Origin of the sequence: Xanthobacter aminoxidans (genome assembly GCF_043193615.1) — a bacterium.
GTDB classification, from domain to species: domain Bacteria; phylum Pseudomonadota; class Alphaproteobacteria; order Rhizobiales; family Xanthobacteraceae; genus Xanthobacter; species Xanthobacter aminoxidans.
Genome location: NZ_JBAFUS010000002.1, coordinates 124,426 through 141,499, shown reverse-complemented (window position 1 = coordinate 141,499; position 17,074 = coordinate 124,426). Strand labels below are relative to the sequence as shown.

The window sequence follows — 17,074 nt, the reverse complement described above, 5'->3', positions numbered from 1 at the left end:
TTTGGCCGAAGACTTTCGGCCGGACGGCGCCGCCTGAGTTTCGGGCCTGCCTTTATTTGCGGCAGTCGCGCTTTTGGCCTTTTCCACGCCCCCTACTGCCTTCACTTTCGATGCCATTGGGTCGCCTCGTCATTCCAGCGTCGCCGCTCCGGGCCACAACGTCATGCTCGCCGTAAGCGGGGGACCCGCAGCCGGCGGCCACACAGTGAGGAAAGGCCATGAACGTCATGGGATTTCAAGCCGGCGCGCACGGACTCCACGACGAGACGGCTCTGGCCGCGGTGAAAGCGCTCGTCGAACGCGAGGCGCCCCATCTGCCGGCCGGCTTCGCCGACATCTTCCTCGCCGCCGTGGCGCCGGAGGATCTGGCGCCTCTCCCGGCGGCCTGCGTCGTCCTGCTGCTGCGCGAAGCGTGGGCCCATGTGGCCGGCCGCCCCAAGGGGCAGCCGAGCGTGCGCGTCTTCAATCCCGATCTGCCGGGGGCGGCCATCACCGTCATCGAGGCGGTGAACGACGACATGGCCTTCCTGTTTGACTCGGTCGCCGGCGAGCTGGCCGACCGCGGGCTGGTGGTGAAGCTCGCCGCCCACCCCATCCTGCATGTGGAGCGGGACGGCGACGGCACGGTGCGCGGCCTGGAGACCCCCGGCCCCCGTGGCCTTTCGGAGGAGAACCGCGAAAGCCTCATCCACATCCACGTCGCCGCCATCGACGAGACCGCGGCGGCGGAGCTGAAGGCGGGACTGGACCGAACCCTCGCCGACGTGCGCGCCGCCAATCTCGATTTCTCCGCCATGCGCAAGCAGGTGAAGAGCCTTTCGAAGGGCTACCGGCGCGAGAAGCGGCCCTATGGCGATGACGCCCGCGAGGAAGCCGCCGACGTGCTCGAATGGCTCACCGAGGACAATTTCATCTTCCTCGGCCTGCGCCACTACGAGCTGAGCGAGGATGGCCTGAAGGCGGAGGCCAACAGCGGCCTCGGCATCCTGCGCAATCCCGACGTCCACGAACTGCGCCTCGGCGATGCGCCGGTGGTGACGACGCCGGAAATCCGCGCCTTCCTGGAAGGCCCCACCCCGCTCCTCTTCACCAAGGCCAGCCTGCGCTCACGGGTGCACCGGCGGGATGTGATGGACTATGTGGGCATCAAGGCCCACGACGAGAAAGGCCGGCTCATCGGCGAGGTGCGCCTCATCGGCCTGTTCGCCTCCACCGCCTACACCCATTCCCTGCGCGAGATTCCCTATCTACGCCTCAAGGCGGATTCGGTCATCCGCGGCGCCGGGCTGGAGCCGGACAGCCATTCCGCCCGCGCGCTCTCCACCGTGCTGGAGACCTATCCGCGCGACGACCTGTTCCAGATCGACGTTCCGACGCTGCTCGTCCACGCCCGCGAAATCCTCTCGCTTTATGATCGGCCGCGCCTGAAGGTGCTGGCGCGGGCCGACCGGTTCGACCGCTTCGTCTCCGTGCTCACCTTCCTCCCGCGCGAACGGTTCGATGCGCAGGTCCGCGACCGGGTGGGCGCCATCCTCGAAAAGTCCTACGGCGGAACGGTCACGTCCTTGGAGCAGGCGTTCGTCGCCGGCCTGCCGCTCACGCGCGTGCATTACGACATCGGCCGCACCGAGGGGCGCATCCCGGAGGTGGACAAGGGGGAGCTGGAACGGGCGGTGGCGGACGCCATCCTCACCTGGCGCGACCGCCTTTCGGCCGCCGTGTCGGCGCTGCCCGGTATGACCAGCACCGACGCGGTTCGCCTCGCCCGCCGCTACGTGGAGGCGTTCGATCCCGGCTACCGCGCGGCCTATGGCGTGCCCACGGCGCTCGCCGACATCGAGCTGCTGGAGCGTCTCTCCGAGGAGCGGCCCGTCGCCCTCGATTTCTACCGCCGGGAAGGCGACGACGACCGGCGCATCGCCCTGCGCCTCCTCTCCTTCGGCGCCCCCCTGCCGCTGGCGGCGCGGGTGCCCATGCTGGAGAACATGGGCCTCAAGGCCATCAATGAACGCACCTTCCGCATCGAGCCTGCCGGCGGCCCCAAGAGCTGGGTCCACGACATGTCGCTGGAGCGGGCGGATGGCGGCACCATCTCGGTGGAGGGCTCGGCCGTCCGCCTTGAGGATTGCCTCAACGCCGTGCTGCGCGGCGCGGCGGAGAATGACGGCTACAACGCCCTCGTGCTCGATGCCGCCCTCGACTTCCGGGAGGCGGCACTGGTGCGCGCGCTCGGCCGCTATCTCAGGCAGGCGGGCATTCCCTTCTCGCAGGACTATATCTGGCAGACGCTGAACCGCCACGGCCGCCTCGCCCGCGCCATCGTCGGCCTGTTCCACGCCCGCTTCGATCCGGCGCAGGATACTTCCGCCGTGGCGCGCGCCTCTCGCGAGGCGCCGCTGCGCGACGCCATCGACGCAGCCCTCGCCGAGGTGTCCAGCCTCGACGAAGACCGCATCCTGCGCCGCTTCGTGAACCTCGTGGATGCGGCGCTGCGCACCACCTACTACCAGAAGGACGCGCAGGGCCGTCTGCGCGAGCCCATCGCCATCAAGTTCGAGAGCGCGAGGGTGGAGGGCCTGCCCCTCCCCCGCCCGCTCTACGAGGTGTTCGTCTATTCGCCCCGCGTGGAGGGCGTACACCTGCGCTTCGGCAAGGTGGCGCGCGGCGGCCTGCGCTGGTCGGACCGGCCGCAGGATTTCCGCACCGAGATCCTCGGCCTCGTGAAGGCGCAGCAGGTGAAGAACGCGGTCATCGTGCCCGTTGGCGCCAAGGGCGGCTTCGTGCCCAAGCGCCTGCCCGCCGGCGGCTCGCGCGAGGCGGTGTTCGCCGAAGGCACGGCGGCCTATGAGGTGTTCGTCTCCTCCCTCCTCGATCTCACCGACAATCTGAAGGGCGGCGCCGTGGTGCCCCCGGCGGACACGGTGCGCCTCGACGGGGATGACCCCTATCTGGTGGTGGCCGCCGACAAGGGCACGGCCACCTTCTCCGACACCGCCAATGCCATCTCCGCCCGTCACGGCTTCTGGCTGGACGACGCGTTCGCGTCCGGCGGCTCGGTGGGCTACGACCACAAGGCCATGGGCATCACCGCCCGCGGCGCCTGGGAGGCGGTGAAGCGCCACTTCCGGGAAATGGACATCGACATCCAGACGACGCCCGTCACCGTGGCGGGCGTCGGCGACATGTCGGGCGACGTGTTCGGCAACGGCATGCTGCTGTCCTCGGCGCTGAAGCTGGTGGCGGCCTTCGACCACCGCCACATCTTCCTCGATCCCGAGCCGGACCCGGCCCGCGCCTTTGCCGAGCGGCGGCGCCTGTTCGACCTGCCCCGCTCCTCCTGGGCGGACTATGACGCCGGCCTGATCTCGAAGGGCGGCGGCATCTTCCCGCGCAGCGCCAAGAGCATCGACCTCTCCGAGGAGGTCCGCGCCCTGCTACGGTTCCCGAAGGCCAGCGCCACCCCGGCGGAACTCATAAACGCCATCCTCAAGGCGCCGGTGGACCTCCTGTTCTTCGGCGGCATCGGCACCTATGTGCGCGCCTCCACCGAGACCGACGCCCAGGCCGGCGACCGCGCCAATGACGCGGTGCGTATTGCCGCGGCCGATCTCAACGCGAAGGTCATCGGCGAAGGCGCCAACCTCGGCATGACCCAGCGCGGGCGCATCGAGGCGGCGCGCAAGGGTGTTCGGCTGAACACCGACGCCATCGACAATTCCGCCGGCGTGAACACCTCCGACGTGGAGGTGAACATCAAGATTGCCCTCGCCAAGCCCCTGGAGATGGGCGACCTCAGCGTGCCGGACCGGGCGGCGCTCTTGAAGCAGATGACGGACGAGGTGGCCCGCCTCGTCCTCGTCAACAACTATGACCAGACCCTCGCCCTCTCGCTCGCCGAGCTGAAGGGGGCGGACGACCTCGCCTTCCAGCAGCGCCTGATGCAGATGCTGGAAGCGCGCGGCGAACTGGACCGCGCGGTGGAGTTCCTGCCGTCCGATGCCGAGATCGCCGACCGCCGATCGCGCGGGGAGCATCTCACGCGGCCCGAGCTGGCGGTGCTGCTCGCCTATGCCAAGCTCGCCCTGAAGGACGACCTCGTCGGCTCCAGCGTGCCGGACGACGCCTATCTCTCCGGCGAGCTGGTGCACTACTTCCCGCACGAATTGCAGGATCGCTATCCCCACGCCATCGAGACCCACCGCCTCCACCGGGAGATCATCGCGACGGGCCTCGCCAATGCCATCGTCAACCAGGGCGGCCCCTCCGCCATGGCCCGCATCTCCGACCAGACGGGCGGGGACGCCGCCTCCATCGCCCGCGCCTTCGCGGCGGTGCGCGACAGCTATCACCTGCCAGAGCTCACCGCCGCCATCGACGCGCTGGACAACAAGGTGGACGGGCACGTCCAGCTCCAGCTCTACGCGGCGGTGCAGGACCTGATGGTGGGACGCACCATCTGGTTCCTCGGCAACGTCTCGTTCGCGGACGGCATCGCCGGCGTGGTCGAGCGTTACCGCAGCGGGGTTGCGGCGGTGGCCGCGGCGCTCGACGAGAGCCTGCCCGAGGCCTGGCGCAAGGACCGCGCCGGGCGCGTGGCCGATCTCGTCGCCCAAAGGGTGCCGGAGGAGCTGGCCCGCCGCATCGCCTCCATGCCGGCGCTGGCGGCGGCCTCCGACATCGCGCTCATCGCCGAGACCACCGGCAAGGCCATCCCCAGCGCGGCCAGCACCTTCTTCGCCGCCGGCCGCTACTTCGCCATCGACGACCTGCTCACCCAGGCGCGCAGCATCATGGCGCCGGACTATTACGACCGGCTGGCGCTGGACCGCTCGCTGGCGCAGCTCGAGACCTTCCTCCGCCGCATCACCGAGGCGATGCTGGCGGAGGGAATCTCCGGCGAGGCCGCCGTGGACGCCTATGTGGCCCGCCGCCGCGAGGAGGTGGAGCGCATGCGCCGCACGGTGCGCGACATCGCCCAGTCCGGCCTCAGCCTCTCCAAGCTGACGCTGGCCGCGAGCCTGCTGGGCGATCTGGTGAAGGCCTGAAGGGGGGCCCCCCTTCAGGCCGCTCCCGCCCGCGCCGGGACCAGTGCGGGAGCGGAAGGCGCCGACGCGGGCGCGTCCACCTGCGCCGCCTCCACCGCGCCCCTCACGGTGGACACCGCCGCCGCCTCGCCCTGAAGCACGGGCGGTGGTCCCTCGGCCATGAAATCGGCCACCACCACGCGCCGGCCGGTGCGGTCGCGGGTGAGGCTGCGGATGGTGTAGCGGCGGTGCGCGGGCGTCGCGGGGGAGAGATAGGCGAGGATGATCACCCCCGCCTGTCCCGTCGCCAGCCGCCGCGCACCGCCGGGCGCCGCCGCCTCGGCCGCGACCCCGTCCGCCGTCAGCCGGTAGACCAGAAGCTGAGCCGCCGCTTCATCAAGGACCGAGCGGGCGGGAAGCACCAGCACGGAGGGGCCTTCCGGCCGAGGACGGGCATCATCGACCCCCTCCCCGTCAGCCGCGAGCTTCTCCTCGGGCGCCGGCAGATGCTCGAGGAGATCGGCGAGGGTGTCGCGGATGCGGGCCTGACGCTCGGCATCGAGAGCCCCCCGCGCCGCATCGCGCTGGGCCAGCTTGAGCGCCGGCAGAACCACGCCATCGCAATAGGCGTCGAGATCGGTCTGGCGCAGGACATCCTCGGCGGACGCGGCGGCCTCTACGGGGTCGCCGGCCAGCAGGCGCTGGTAGAGAAGTTCGCTGTCCGAAAGTGGCGGCCGGTCGCCCAGGGCAACGTCCAGGAATTCGAGGCTCTCCACATGACGCCCGAGCACCACCAGGCACAAGGTGAGCGGCGTTGAGAGCAGAAGCCCGATGGGGCCCCAAAGCCAGGTCCAGAAGGTGGCGGCGGCGATCACCGCCACCGGCGACAGGCCGGTGGAGCGGCCATAGAGCAGCGGCTCGATGACGTGCCCCACCAGCGGCTCCACCACGATGAACAGCACGGCCGCCGACAGCACCATGGTCCAGCCGGGGTCCACCGCCAGCGCGAAGCCGATGGGCAGGGCAGCGGCGACCGCCGCCCCCACATAGGGCACGAAGCGCAGCACCGCGGCGGCGATACCGAACAAGAGCGGGCTCGGCACGCCGATGAGCCACAGGCCGAGGCCGATCACCGTGCCGAACGCGGCATTCAGCGCCACCTGGGTGAGGAAGAAGCGCGACAGCCGTCGCCCCGCATCATCCAGCGCCGCCGTGGTGCGCTGGATGTCGTGGGCGCCGGCGAGGCGCACGAAGCGGTTTCTGAGATCCTCGCGCTGGAGCAGGATGAACAGCACGAAGATGAAGATGATGCCGAGCGTCGCGAGCGGGTGCAGCAGCGGCGCCATCACGGCGGAGAGGGTGCCGAGCGTGCCGGGCGGCGGCTCGCGGATTTCCACCGGCAGCGGCCGCCCGCCGGTCGCGAAGGGCCCGCCTTCCTCGCTCACGGCTTTGGCCGGGTCCGGCGCCTCAAGTTCCCGGCCGAGGTCCTGGATCATGTCCATGGTCCGCTCGAAGGTGCCGGAACCGCCGGTCGCCTCCTTCACGGAGCGGATCTTCTCGCTGAGGTTCAGCCGGTATTTCGGCAGCTCGGCCACGAGATCGGAAGTCTGGAGCGCGATCACGGAGCCCAGCGCCAGCAGGCCGACGAAGGTGGCGATCACCACCACCACCGCCGCAGCCGTCCGCGGCACCTTCACCCGCCGCAGCACCAGGATCACCGGCGCCAGTACGAAGGACAGGAGGATGGCCACCGCGATGGGCACGAACACGTCGCGCCCCACATAAAGCACGGTCACGATGGCGATAGCGGTGAAGAAGGCGAGCAGCCGGTCCCGTCCGGGCAGATCGGCGCCTCTGGCCGGCCCGGACAACGACGGATCCTGTGACTGCAGCATCGCCGCCTCTCCCCAATCAGGCGCCCGCGGCGCCGAACACGGCATTAACGCTGCGGCGTGGCAGTTGATCCATAGGAATGCAGAAGGATCGGAACGAGGGGCTGCACCGTGGCGTTCAGGGCACGGATGTCCGCAGGGAGCAGCGAAGCGCCATGTACATCTACAAGGTGGTCTGGCGGGCCTCAGGCGAGGAGAAGCCGTTGCACGTGCGTGACAAGCGCCCGCCCAAGGCCATCGCCCGCGATCTCGTCAAGGAAGGCTATCTCGTGACCGAGGCGGTCGTCGTGCGCGCCGCCTCCTCCGCCTTCAAGGACGAGGACGGCCATGCGGTGCAGGAGGAGTTCTTCTCCGCCGCGCCCGTGGGCGCGGCCGTGCTGGTTGCATCCGCGATCGCCGCGCTGGTGGAGCATGTGGTGCCGGCCGGGGCCGAGCCCATGCCCGACTTTCCCGCCTGAGGTTTCGCGACGGAGACGGTTTCCCTCGGGCGCGGCGACTGCCATGGTGGAGCATCGCTCGCCAGCCATTGCGGATTTGCCCTTGCCCTCCTCCCGGCCTGCCTCCCGCCTCCCGCGCCGGGCCGTGGTCGGCTGGATCCTGTTCGATCCCGCCTGCCAGCCCTATTTCACCCTCATCACCACCTTCATCTTCGCGCCCTACTTCGCCTCCGCCGTGGCCCCGACACCGGCCGAGGGGCAGAGCCTGTGGGGTTTCGCCACCGGGGCGGCGGGGCTCGTCATCGCCGTCTTCTCGCCCATCCTTGGCGCGGTGGCCGACGCCTCCGGCCGGCGCAAGCCGTGGATCGCGGTGTTCGGCCTGATGCTGATGACAGGGTCGGCGCTGCTGTGGTTCGCGGTGCCCGGCGACACGGCGCGCATCCCGCTGGTGCTCGCGGCCTTCGCCATCGGCACCATCGGGGTGGAGTTCGCCACCGTCTTCAACAACGCCATCATGCCGGACCTCGTGCCGCCGGAGCGGCTGGGCCGGCTCTCCGGCACCGGCTGGGCGGCGGGCTATTTCGGCGGGCTGGTGTCGCTGGCGCTGATGCTCGGCTTCTTCTCCACCGCGCCGGACACCGGCCTCACCCTCATCGGCCTGCCGCCGGCACTCGGGCTCGACGCGGCGACCCGCGAGGGCGACCGCTTCTCGGGGCCGCTCACGGCCGTGTGGTTCGCGGTGCTGGTGCTGCCCATGTTCCTGTTCGTGCCCGACCGCAAGAAGGGTCTGCCGCTGCGCGAGGCGGTGCGCAAGGGCCTCACGGAAATCCGCGGGCTGGTGCCGAAGCTGAGGACGCGCCCGGCGCTCGCCCGCTTCCTCCTCGCCAACATGATCTATGCCGACGGCCTCGTCGCCCTGTTCGCCTTCGGCGGCATTTATGCCGCCGGCACCTTCGGCTGGGGCTCCATCGAGATCGGCATCTTCGGCATCCTGCTCACCCTCACCGGCACGGCCGGGGCGCTAGCGGGGGGCTGGCTGGACGATGCCTTCGGCCCGCGCCTCGTCATCCTCGGCGCGCTCCTCGGGCTGCTGTTCGCCTGCATCGGGCTGCTGTCGGTGGACCGGACATCCATCCTGTTCGGCCTTGTGCCCACGACGCCGGGAACCGGCCTCTACGGCACGGTGCCGGAGAAGGTCTATGTGGGCCTCGGGCTCCTCATCGGCGCCGTCGCCGGCCCGCTCCAGGCGGCCTCGCGCACCCTTCTGGTGCGCCTCGCCCCGCCGGAGAACATCGGCGAGTGCTTCGGCCTGTTCGCCCTCTCCGGCAAGATCACCTCGTTTGCCGCGCCGACCTCGGTGGCGATCGTCACCGCCCTGACGCAGAGCCAGCGCGCGGGGGTGGCGGTGCTGGTCGCCTTCTTCGGGATGGGCGTGGTGCTGATTGCAGGGTTGCGCGCGCCCTTGCGGCAGGACGGCGGACGGGCGAAGGATGGGCCACACACAGCGAGCCAGACGCGCCGGGAGTGACCCCATGACCATCCGCTCCATCCGCTTCGATCCTTCCCCGCCGCTGAACCCCGATGCCGCCACGACCGTGCATGAATGGTATCAGGATCGCACCGGCGCCTTTTCGGCGGGGTTCTGGGCCTCGGCACCGTCGGAGATCGAGGTGAGCTATGACGAGGACGAGTTCTGCGTCCTCGTGGAAGGCACCGTCGAGCTGACGGACGCTTCGGGCCATACAGAGACCTTCCATGCCGGCCAGTCCTTCGTCATCCCCTCGGGTTTCAAGGGGGTGTGGAAGAGCGTGACCGCGGTCCGCAAGTTTTACGTCGTGCATCTGCCCGTGGCGCCGGCCGCCGACCCCAAGGCCGCCCCCACCCTGCCGGATGCCGCCGCCGACCTCGCGGGAACCTGAACACCGCGCGAGGAACCCCGGTCCACTCGGGCCGGTTGACCTTCCGAAATGTCCGTCTCGGAAGGAGGCTCCAACCATGTCGATCCGACTGCAACTCGCCGCCATGCTGTTCATGATGATCCAAGCGGTCACATTCTTCGCCGGCCTGCTGGCGCTGCTGCTGTCCCCACTGGCGCGCGAGGCCATGGGCCTGATGCCCTTCGTGGTGCTCGGCTCGTCGATCGTCTCCGCGCCGCTGTCCTGGTGGCTGGCGCCGCGGCTTCGGGCGCGCACCTGGCGGCGCGAAGGCACCGCCGAACTGCTCAGGTAAGGGCTCGCCTGCGGCCAAGCTCGCAATCCGGCGCGCGCGATGCCATTTTGTTCCCTTGAGCGAATCACGCGCACCGAGACCTTTTGCATTGAGACCGCCTGAATCCCCGCGCCGTCCGGGCCACGAGCCCGGTGGAGTGCCAGAGCTTCCCGGCCTGAAGCCCGGCGGCATCGCCGCGCGGGCACGCGCCGCCATAGCGCCCGCCGGGCCGCAGGCCTCCTACCTTGCCGGCCTCAATCCCGAGCAGCGCGAGGCGGTGGAAACGCTCGACGGTCCGCTCCTGGTGCTCGCCGGCGCAGGCACGGGCAAGACGCGCGTGCTCACCGCCCGCGTCGCCCATATCCTCGCCTCCGGTCGCGCCTTCCCCTCGCAGATCCTCGTGGTGACCTTCACCAACAAGGCGGCGCGGGAGATGAAGGACCGCATCCACGGCATGGTCGGCGACCAGATCGAGGGGATGCCCTGGCTCGGCACCTTCCATTCCATCGGTGTGCGCATCCTCCGGCGCCACCACGAGCTTGTGGGGCTGAAGAGCGGCTTCACCATCCTAGACACGGACGACCAGATCCGCCTGCTCAAGCAGCTCCTCGCCGCCGAGAACATCGACGAGAAGCGCTGGCCGGCGCGGCTGCTCGCCTCCACCATCGACGGCTGGAAGAACCGCGGCCTGTCCCCGAAGGACGTGCCGCCCGGAGAGGGCGCGGTCTTCGCCAACGGCAAGGGCGGCATGCTCTATGCGGCCTATCAGGACCGGCTGAAGGCGCTTAACGCGGTGGATTTCGGCGACCTGCTGCTGGAAGGCATCCGCCTGTTCCGGGAGAATCCGGACGTGCTCGCCGAATACCACCGCCGGTTCAAATACCTGCTGGTGGATGAGTACCAGGACACCAACGTCGCCCAGTATCTGTGGCTGCGCCTGCTGGCCCAAGGCTCGAAGAATGTCTGCTGCGTCGGCGACGACGACCAGTCCATCTACGGCTGGCGCGGCGCCGAGGTGGACAACATCCTCCGGTTCGAGAGCGATTTTCCCGGCGCCAAGGTCATCCGGCTGGAGCGCAACTATCGCTCCACCGGCCACATCCTGGCCTCCGCCGCCCATCTCATCGCCCATAATGAGGGACGGCTCGGCAAGACCCTGTTCTCCGAGGGCGACGAGGGCGAGCGCGTCAGCGTCACCGGAGCGTGGGATTCCGGCGAGGAGGCCCGCGCCGTCGGCGAGGAGATCGAGGCGCTGCAACGCGCCGGGCATCGCCTGTCCGAGATCGCCATCCTGGTCCGCGCCTCCTTCCAGATGCGCGAGTTCGAAGACCGTTTCGTCACGCTCGGCATGCCCTACCGCGTCATCGGCGGCCCGCGCTTCTACGAGCGGGCGGAAATCCGCGATGCGCTGGCCTATCTGCGCTGCGTGAACTCGACCGCCGACGATCTCGCCTTCGAGCGCATCGTCAACGTGCCCAAGCGCGGCATCGGCGATGCCACGGTGAAGCAGATTCATGATGTCGCCCGCGCCGCCGGCGTGCCGCTGCAGGAAGCCGCGCGCGTGCTGACCGAGAGCGAGGAGCTGAAGCCAAAGGTGCGCGGCACCCTGCGTGGGCTCATCCAGGCGTTCGAGCGCTGGCGCGAGCAGGCGCGTGTCATGTCCCACACCGAGATCGCCGAGATCGTCCTCGACGAGAGCGGCTATACCGAGATGTGGCAGAAGGACCGCTCCGCCGAGGCCGCCGGGCGGCTGGAAAACCTCAAGGAACTCGTGCGCTCCATGGAGCCCTTCGAGAACCTCTCCGGCTTCCTCGAGCACATCTCCCTGGTGATGGACGTGGACAACGGCGCCGGCGAGGATGCGGTGCAGGTGATGACGCTGCATTCCGCCAAGGGGCTGGAATTCGACACCGTCTTCCTGCCCGGCTGGGAAGAAGGCCTGTTCCCCCACCAGCGCGCGCTGGACGATCAGGGCAAGGCTGGCCTCGAGGAGGAGCGGCGGCTCGCCTACGTGGGCATCACCCGCGCCCGCGCCTCGGCCCGCATCTGGTTCGCCTCCAATCGGCGCATCCACGGCATGTGGAATTCCACGGTGCCCTCCCGCTTCCTTGACGAACTGCCCGACGCCCATGTGCAGGTGGAAGAAAGTCGCGGCGGCATGGGGTGGGGCGGCTCTTCCTACGGCGGGGGCGGCAGCTATGGCCAGAGCCGGTTCGACCGGGCCGAGCCCTTCGCCGCCTCCTCCTATTCCACGCCCGGCTGGCAGCGGGCCCAGACCCAGCGTGGCCGCACGGACAGCGGCGGGAGCGGCGGCGGACGGGGTGGCTTCTCCGAGCGCGGCGGGCGCTACGATGCCGGTGCTTCGGCGCGGCGCGGACCGATGGTGATCGAGGGCACGCTGGTGGCCTCGTCTTCCGCCCCCTCCTCCGCCTTCAAGCGGGGCGAGCGGGTGTTCCACATCAAGTTCGGATATGGCGAAATCACGGGCATCGACGGCAACAAGCTGACCGTGCAGTTCGACAAGGCGGGCGAGAAGCGGGTGGTGGATACCTTCGTCGAAAAGGCCTGACGCAATATTTGCGGGCGACGAGAGGTGGCGTGTCGGTCCGTCGGGGCGGCCCCTCATCTTCGCCCTGATCTTCCCCTAGCGTCGCCCGCGCCGCAGATTTCAGATCGATGATCGCACTCAACATCCTCCTGCTCGGCGCCGAAATGCTGGTGTATTTCGGCGCCATGCTCGCGCTGTTCCGCCTGCGCGGAACGCTGGGTATCGGCGTGTTCTTCTGCGCGCTGGGCTCGCTCCATTTCATGGAGACGTATCTCGCCGCCGCCTATTACGTACAATTGCCGTTCGGCGTCTCGCTCTCGCCCGGCTCCGTGGTATTATTTTCCGGAAAACTGGCACTTCTGCTGCTCGTGTACATTCGCGAGGACGCGCTGGTGGCGCGCCAGCCCATCTATGGGCTGTTCCTCGGCAATCTGGTGCTGCTGGCGCTCGTCTTCCTGCTGCGCCAGCACAACGTGGTGCCGGCTCCCGGCGCGCCGGCGGACATCACGTTCATGGACCAGCTGGGCGCGCTGGCGGTGTGGAGCACGCTGCTGCTCTTCATCGATTCCATTGCCATGATCCTTGTCTACGAGCGCCTGTCGTCGCGGGCAAAGCGGTATCCGGTGACAGTCATCTGGGCGACGCTGGCGCTGGTGCTCACCTTCGATCAGGTCGGCTTTTTCGGCGTGCTGCATTTCGCGCTCGACGTGCCGCTGTCGGCGGGCATCGGCGGCTGGGTCGGCAAGCTGATGGCGGCGGGCTTCTATGCCCTGATGCTCGCGCTCTATCTCGACCGCTTCGAGATGGCCGGCGATCCGCTGCGCCCGCGCATCGCCGACGTGTTCGACACCCTCACCTACCGCCAGCGCTACGAGCAGCTGGAAGTGACGTCCCGGCTCGATCCGCTCACCGGCGTCCTCCACCGCGGCCAGCTGGAGCCGCTGGGCCGCGATCTCGTGGCCATCGCCCGCAAGACCGGCCGGCCCATGAGCCTGCTGCTGGTGGATGTGGACGACTACAAGGAGGTCAACGATCTCCACGGCCATGCCACCGGCGACGCGGTGCTGCGGCAGCTGGCGGGCGCCATCTCCGAGAGCCTTCGGCAGTCGGACCATGTGGTGCGCTATGGCGGCGACGAATTCGCCGTGCTGGCGCCGGGCGTGTCCCACGTCGCGGCGGTGGCCCTGGCCCGGATGCTCAACGAAAGCGTGACGGGGCTGACGCTGCCCGACGGGGTGCGGCAGCAGACCCTTTCCATCGGCGTCGCCACGCTGCCGGAGGACGGCCAGACCTTGACGGCACTGCTCGAAGCGGCCGACAAGCGCCTCTACGCGGCCAAGGCCGCCGGGCGCAACCGCGTGACGGGAGCGACAGGCGACGGCGGCCACAGCGACAACGGATGACGTTTTCCCCATGCTCGAAGGCCTCCCCCCCAACGACGCCACCCATGTGATGCGGGTCGAGGCGCCCCGCCGGCAGGCGCAGCGCATCGCCGACCTGATCTCGGAAACATTCGACCCCGCAGAGGTGGCGGTGGCCAATTTCGAGCGGACGGACGACGACTGGGTGGTGGAGGTCTATGCGGGCTCCGCCTTCGATCCGGAGATGCTGCTCGAACTGGTGGAGATCGCGGCCGGCCCGGAGATGGCCGCCGCCGTCACGTTCGGCGAGATCGAGCAGAAGGATTGGGTGGCCGCGAGCCTGGAAGGCCTCGCCCCGGTGGCCGTCGGCCCGGTGGTGGTCCATGGCTCCCATGATCGCGGCCGGGTGGGGCCGAACCGCATCGGCATCGAGATCGAGGCCGCGCTGGCCTTCGGCACCGGCCACCACGGCACCACGCAGGGCTGCCTGCACGCCATCGTCAACGCCGCGCGCAAGGGACGCCCGCAGCGCGTGCTGGACGTGGGCACGGGCACGGGCGTGCTCGCCATCGCGGCCGAGCGGCTGTTTCACACCGAGATCGTGGGAAGCGATATCGACATCATCGCCGTGCGCACGGCGAGAGCGAATGCGGCGGCCAACAAGGCGCCGGGGGTGCGCATGGTCCATGCGGCCGGCGCCGGGGCGCGGGCGATCCGCATCCACGGACCCTACGATTTGATTCTGGCCAACATCCTGCTGCCGCCGCTGAAACGGCTGGCGCGCCCGCTCGCCTCCCTGCTGGCGCCGGGAGGACGCATCGTCCTGTCGGGATTGCTCACCGCGCAGGTTCCGGCCGCTCTGGCGGCCTATCGCGCGCAGGGGCTGCACCTCGTCAACCAGCGGCATATCGAGGGCTGGGCCACCCTGACCCTCGCCGCGCGGTCGGATCGGCCGCGCGGATGAGGGGCTTACATAAAGCGTGTCAGTTCAGCGGGTCACGCCCGTTGAGCTGCACGTAGCGGGACAGCTCGCGCTCGGCCTGTTCCATGCGGGCGGCGATGATGGCGCCCATCAGGCGGGCAAAGAAGCCCTTGCCGGCGGTCTTGCCGGCCGCAGCCTTGCCAGCCTTGGGGGCGGCAGCGCGGGTGTCACGGGAAAGGGTGTCGGGAGAAAAGGTAACGGCGCTCATGGAGGCCTCCTGCACTGGCCCTACGGGGCTTTATCGCAGTGCAATATATGCCTCTGTGCAGCGCACCAGAACTACGGGCTTGGCATGCCAGATCTGCGCGGAGCGCACGGTAAAGGCATGGTTGCCGATTAGGCAGTTCACCGACCATGCCCCCAAAAGAGAAAGGCGGCCGGGCGCGATCGCCTCAGCCGCCATCGGCGCACTGCGCCGCGAGAACCGCGATGGACGCAAGGACCATGGCGGCCTCGAAAATCGCGCCTCAGGAGCGCGACGGCATGGACACCTTGCGGCCCACGCCGTTCAGCGGCGGCAGGCCGGCATGGGCGGCGCGCATGGTGGCGATCCGCTCGAGCACGTCATCCGGGAACGGCACCACGCGCCGCGAGCCGAGATCCACATGGAGCGTGATCTGCTCCGACGTGGCGGACACCCAGCCATCGGTGGCATGATGCAGCGACTGGAAGAGGTGCAGCCTCTTCTCGTCATAGTCGAGCAGCCGCATGGTCACGCGCACCGGCGATTCTGGCGCCAGTTCGCGTTCGTAGCGGATGTGGGATTCGCCGGTAAAGAAAGAGGCGCGACGCGCCCGGGCGTAGGACGGTCCCAGCCCGAGCAGGCCGAGCGCCTCGTCGAGCGCCCGGTCGAAGATGAGCGTGTAATAGGCCACGTTGAGGTGGCCGTTATAATCGATCCAGTTGGTCTCCACCTTCATGGAGGAGGACACGAACGGGGCAAAGAACACGGGTTCAAAGTCGATTCGGTCGAGCATGGCCGCCTCGCTTCGCTGGTTGCAGATTTTGCCGCTTGTGGAAGCACTGTGCCGTGCTAGGAGGCATCCGTCACCCTGAAATCGCGCCCCGGACAGAATCATAAAAGTCACTGTCAAGTCGAAACTGTTCCTAAAACGGTTCAATCCACTTTCGCGTCATCCGGGCGCCGCTCGCCTGACGCAGACAAAGGTTAAGGATTTGTAAATGGTTGCCGCAGCCGCGAAATCCGACAGTGCAATGCCCGATCGCATCGCCCAGGCGGTGCAGCGCCTGCAGGCCGCACTGGATCACAAGGTCGTTACGAATCGCTCGGTGCGGGAACAGCACGCGAACGTGACGACCTACCTGCCCAACGAGCCCGCGGACGCCGTTGTTTTCGCTGAATGCACGGAAGATGTGCAGGCCGTGGTCCGCGTCTGCGACGAGCTGTCGGTGCCGGTGATCGCGTGGGGCGCGGGCACCTCGCTGGAGGGCCATGTGAACGCCCCCTTCGGCGGCATCTGCATCGACCTCTCGCGCATGAACCGCATCCTGGCCGTGAACACAGCTGACCTCGACTGCGTGATCGAACCCGGCGTCACCCGCAAGCGGCTCAACGAGGAACTGCGCGACCAAGGCCTGTTCTTCCCGCTCGATCCCGGCGCCGATGCATCGCTCGGCGGCATGGTCTCCACCCGCTGCTCGGGCACCAATGCGGTGCGTTACGGCACCATGAAGGACAACGTGCTGTCCCTGAAGGTGGTGACGCCCACCGGCGAAATCCTCACCACCGCCACCCGCGCGCGCAAATCCTCCGCCGGCTACGACCTCACCCGCCTTTATGTGGGCGCCGAGGGCACGCTCGGCATCGTCACCGAGATCACGCTGAAGCTCTACGGCATCCCGGAGGCGGTTTCCGCCGCCGTCTGCCCCTTTCCCAGCATCGAGGCCGCCTGCAACACGGTGATCGCCACCATCCAGAGCGGCATCCCGGTGGCGCGGATCGAGCTTCTGGACGAGGAGCAGGTGAAGGCCTCCAACGCCTACGCCAAGCTCACGCTGGCCGAGACCCCCACCCTCTTCCTCGAATTCCACGGCACCGAGGCGAGCGTCCACGAGCAGGCGGATCGCTTCGGCGAGCTGGCGGCGGAATATGGCGGCGGCCCCTCGGTGTTCGCGGTGAAGCCGGAGGAGCGCACCAGGCTCTGGCAGGCGCGGCACGACGCCTATTGGTCGGTCCTTCCCATGCGGCCGGGCGCGAAGGCGGTGGCCACAGACGTGTGCGTGCCCATCTCCAGCCTCGCCGAATGCGTGATGGAGACCAAGCGCGACATCGTGGAGATGGGCCTCATCGCCCCCATCGTCGGCCATGTGGGTGACGGCAATTTCCACACCACGCTGATGGTGAACGTGGACGACCCGGAAGATCTCGCCAAGGCCAAGCACTATATGAAGCGGCTGGTGGAACGGGCGCTGGCCATGGGTGGCACCTCCACCGGCGAGCACGGCGTCGGCCAGGGCAAGATGAAATACATGGAGGGCGAGCACGGCGCCGCGGCGCTGGAGGCCATGCGCGCGATCAAGCGGGCGCTCGACCCCAAAAACATCATGAATCCGGGAAAGATCGTCGCGATCTGATCGCAATCCCTGCGCATAGGGTTAAGC

The 17,074-nt window shown here is 68.8% G+C and carries 12 protein-coding genes; 9 read left to right on the top strand and 3 right to left on the bottom strand.

What is annotated here, in order from left to right; translation table 11 throughout:
* The first annotated feature begins 218 nt into the window (after positions 1-218).
* A complete protein-coding gene (locus V5F74_RS09620; protein WP_394007670.1) occupies positions 219-5,045 on the top strand; it encodes an NAD-glutamate dehydrogenase in 4,827 nt (1,608 codons plus the stop codon).
* A 14-nt stretch (positions 5,046-5,059) separates the two neighbouring features.
* On the opposite strand, the gene V5F74_RS09615 is transcribed toward V5F74_RS09620, so the two are convergent.
* On the bottom strand, positions 5,060-6,919 hold the full coding sequence (locus tag V5F74_RS09615) for an AI-2E family transporter (protein WP_394007668.1): 1,860 nt from the start codon (positions 6,917-6,919) through the stop codon (positions 5,060-5,062).
* Between the two features lie 77 nt (positions 6,920-6,996).
* On the opposite strand from V5F74_RS09615, the gene V5F74_RS09610 reads away from it, so the two are divergent.
* The 7 genes from V5F74_RS09610 (at position 6,997) to V5F74_RS09580 (ending at position 14,434) form a co-directional block, all read left to right on the top strand.
* Positions 6,997-7,374: a hypothetical protein gene (locus V5F74_RS09610; RefSeq protein ID WP_394007666.1), complete on the top strand. Its 378-nt coding sequence runs from the start codon at positions 6,997-6,999 to the stop codon at positions 7,372-7,374.
* 43 nt (positions 7,375-7,417) lie between these two features.
* Positions 7,418-8,881, top strand: coding sequence for an MFS transporter (locus V5F74_RS09605; RefSeq protein ID WP_394007664.1), 1,464 nt, complete (start codon positions 7,418-7,420; stop codon positions 8,879-8,881).
* A 4-nt stretch (positions 8,882-8,885) separates the two neighbouring features.
* Entirely contained in the window at positions 8,886-9,272 is a 387-nt protein-coding gene (locus V5F74_RS09600; RefSeq protein WP_051678732.1) for a cupin domain-containing protein, read from the top strand.
* 76 nt (positions 9,273-9,348) lie between these two features.
* Positions 9,349-9,582: a hypothetical protein gene (locus V5F74_RS09595; protein ID WP_029555176.1), complete on the top strand. Its 234-nt coding sequence runs from the start codon at positions 9,349-9,351 to the stop codon at positions 9,580-9,582.
* 55 nt (positions 9,583-9,637) lie between these two features.
* Positions 9,638-12,130, top strand: coding sequence for an ATP-dependent helicase (locus tag V5F74_RS09590; RefSeq protein ID WP_374252337.1), 2,493 nt, complete (start codon positions 9,638-9,640; stop codon positions 12,128-12,130).
* A gap of 107 nt (positions 12,131-12,237) precedes the next feature.
* Entirely contained in the window at positions 12,238-13,512 is a 1,275-nt protein-coding gene (locus tag V5F74_RS09585; protein ID WP_029555178.1) for a GGDEF domain-containing protein, read from the top strand.
* 10 nt (positions 13,513-13,522) lie between these two features.
* On the top strand, positions 13,523-14,434 hold the full coding sequence (locus V5F74_RS09580) for a 50S ribosomal protein L11 methyltransferase (RefSeq protein ID WP_024277815.1): 912 nt from the start codon (positions 13,523-13,525) through the stop codon (positions 14,432-14,434).
* A gap of 19 nt (positions 14,435-14,453) precedes the next feature.
* Here V5F74_RS09580 and V5F74_RS09575 read toward each other — a convergent pair whose 3' ends face one another.
* Complete coding sequence (locus V5F74_RS09575) at positions 14,454-14,660, bottom strand: hypothetical protein (protein WP_024277814.1); 207 nt, start codon at positions 14,658-14,660, stop codon at positions 14,454-14,456.
* A gap of 259 nt (positions 14,661-14,919) precedes the next feature.
* Positions 14,920-15,429 carry a thioesterase family protein gene (locus V5F74_RS09570; RefSeq protein WP_024277813.1) on the bottom strand — a complete coding sequence of 170 codons (510 nt, stop codon included), beginning with the start codon at positions 15,427-15,429 and terminating at the stop codon, positions 14,920-14,922.
* Positions 15,430-15,634: 205 nt separating this feature from the next.
* On the opposite strand from V5F74_RS09570, the gene V5F74_RS09565 reads away from it, so the two are divergent.
* The gene (locus V5F74_RS09565) at positions 15,635-17,047 is read left to right on the top strand and encodes an FAD-binding oxidoreductase (protein WP_250168158.1); all 1,413 of its coding nucleotides are present in this window, start codon (positions 15,635-15,637) and stop codon (positions 17,045-17,047) included.
* Positions 17,048-17,074: the final 27 nt, after the last annotated feature.

Coding starts and splice junctions, on each gene's coding strand:
- V5F74_RS09580 (WP_024277815.1), top strand. CDS start 13,523: ATGCTCGAAGGCCTCCCCCCCAACGACGCCACCCATGTGATGCGGGTC.
- V5F74_RS09605 (WP_394007664.1), top strand. CDS start 7,418: ATGGTGGAGCATCGCTCGCCAGCCATTGCGGATTTGCCCTTGCCCTCC.
- V5F74_RS09575 (WP_024277814.1), bottom strand. CDS start 14,660: ATGAGCGCCGTTACCTTTTCTCCCGACACCCTTTCCCGTGACACCCGC.
- V5F74_RS09610 (WP_394007666.1), top strand. CDS start 6,997: ATGCAGAAGGATCGGAACGAGGGGCTGCACCGTGGCGTTCAGGGCACG.
- V5F74_RS09565 (WP_250168158.1), top strand. CDS start 15,635: ATGGTTGCCGCAGCCGCGAAATCCGACAGTGCAATGCCCGATCGCATC.
- V5F74_RS09615 (WP_394007668.1), bottom strand. CDS start 6,919: ATGCTGCAGTCACAGGATCCGTCGTTGTCCGGGCCGGCCAGAGGCGCC.
- V5F74_RS09585 (WP_029555178.1), top strand. CDS start 12,238: ATGATCGCACTCAACATCCTCCTGCTCGGCGCCGAAATGCTGGTGTAT.
- V5F74_RS09595 (WP_029555176.1), top strand. CDS start 9,349: ATGTCGATCCGACTGCAACTCGCCGCCATGCTGTTCATGATGATCCAA.
- V5F74_RS09600 (WP_051678732.1), top strand. CDS start 8,886: ATGACCATCCGCTCCATCCGCTTCGATCCTTCCCCGCCGCTGAACCCC.
- V5F74_RS09620 (WP_394007670.1), top strand. CDS start 219: ATGAACGTCATGGGATTTCAAGCCGGCGCGCACGGACTCCACGACGAG.
- V5F74_RS09570 (WP_024277813.1), bottom strand. CDS start 15,429: ATGCTCGACCGAATCGACTTTGAACCCGTGTTCTTTGCCCCGTTCGTG.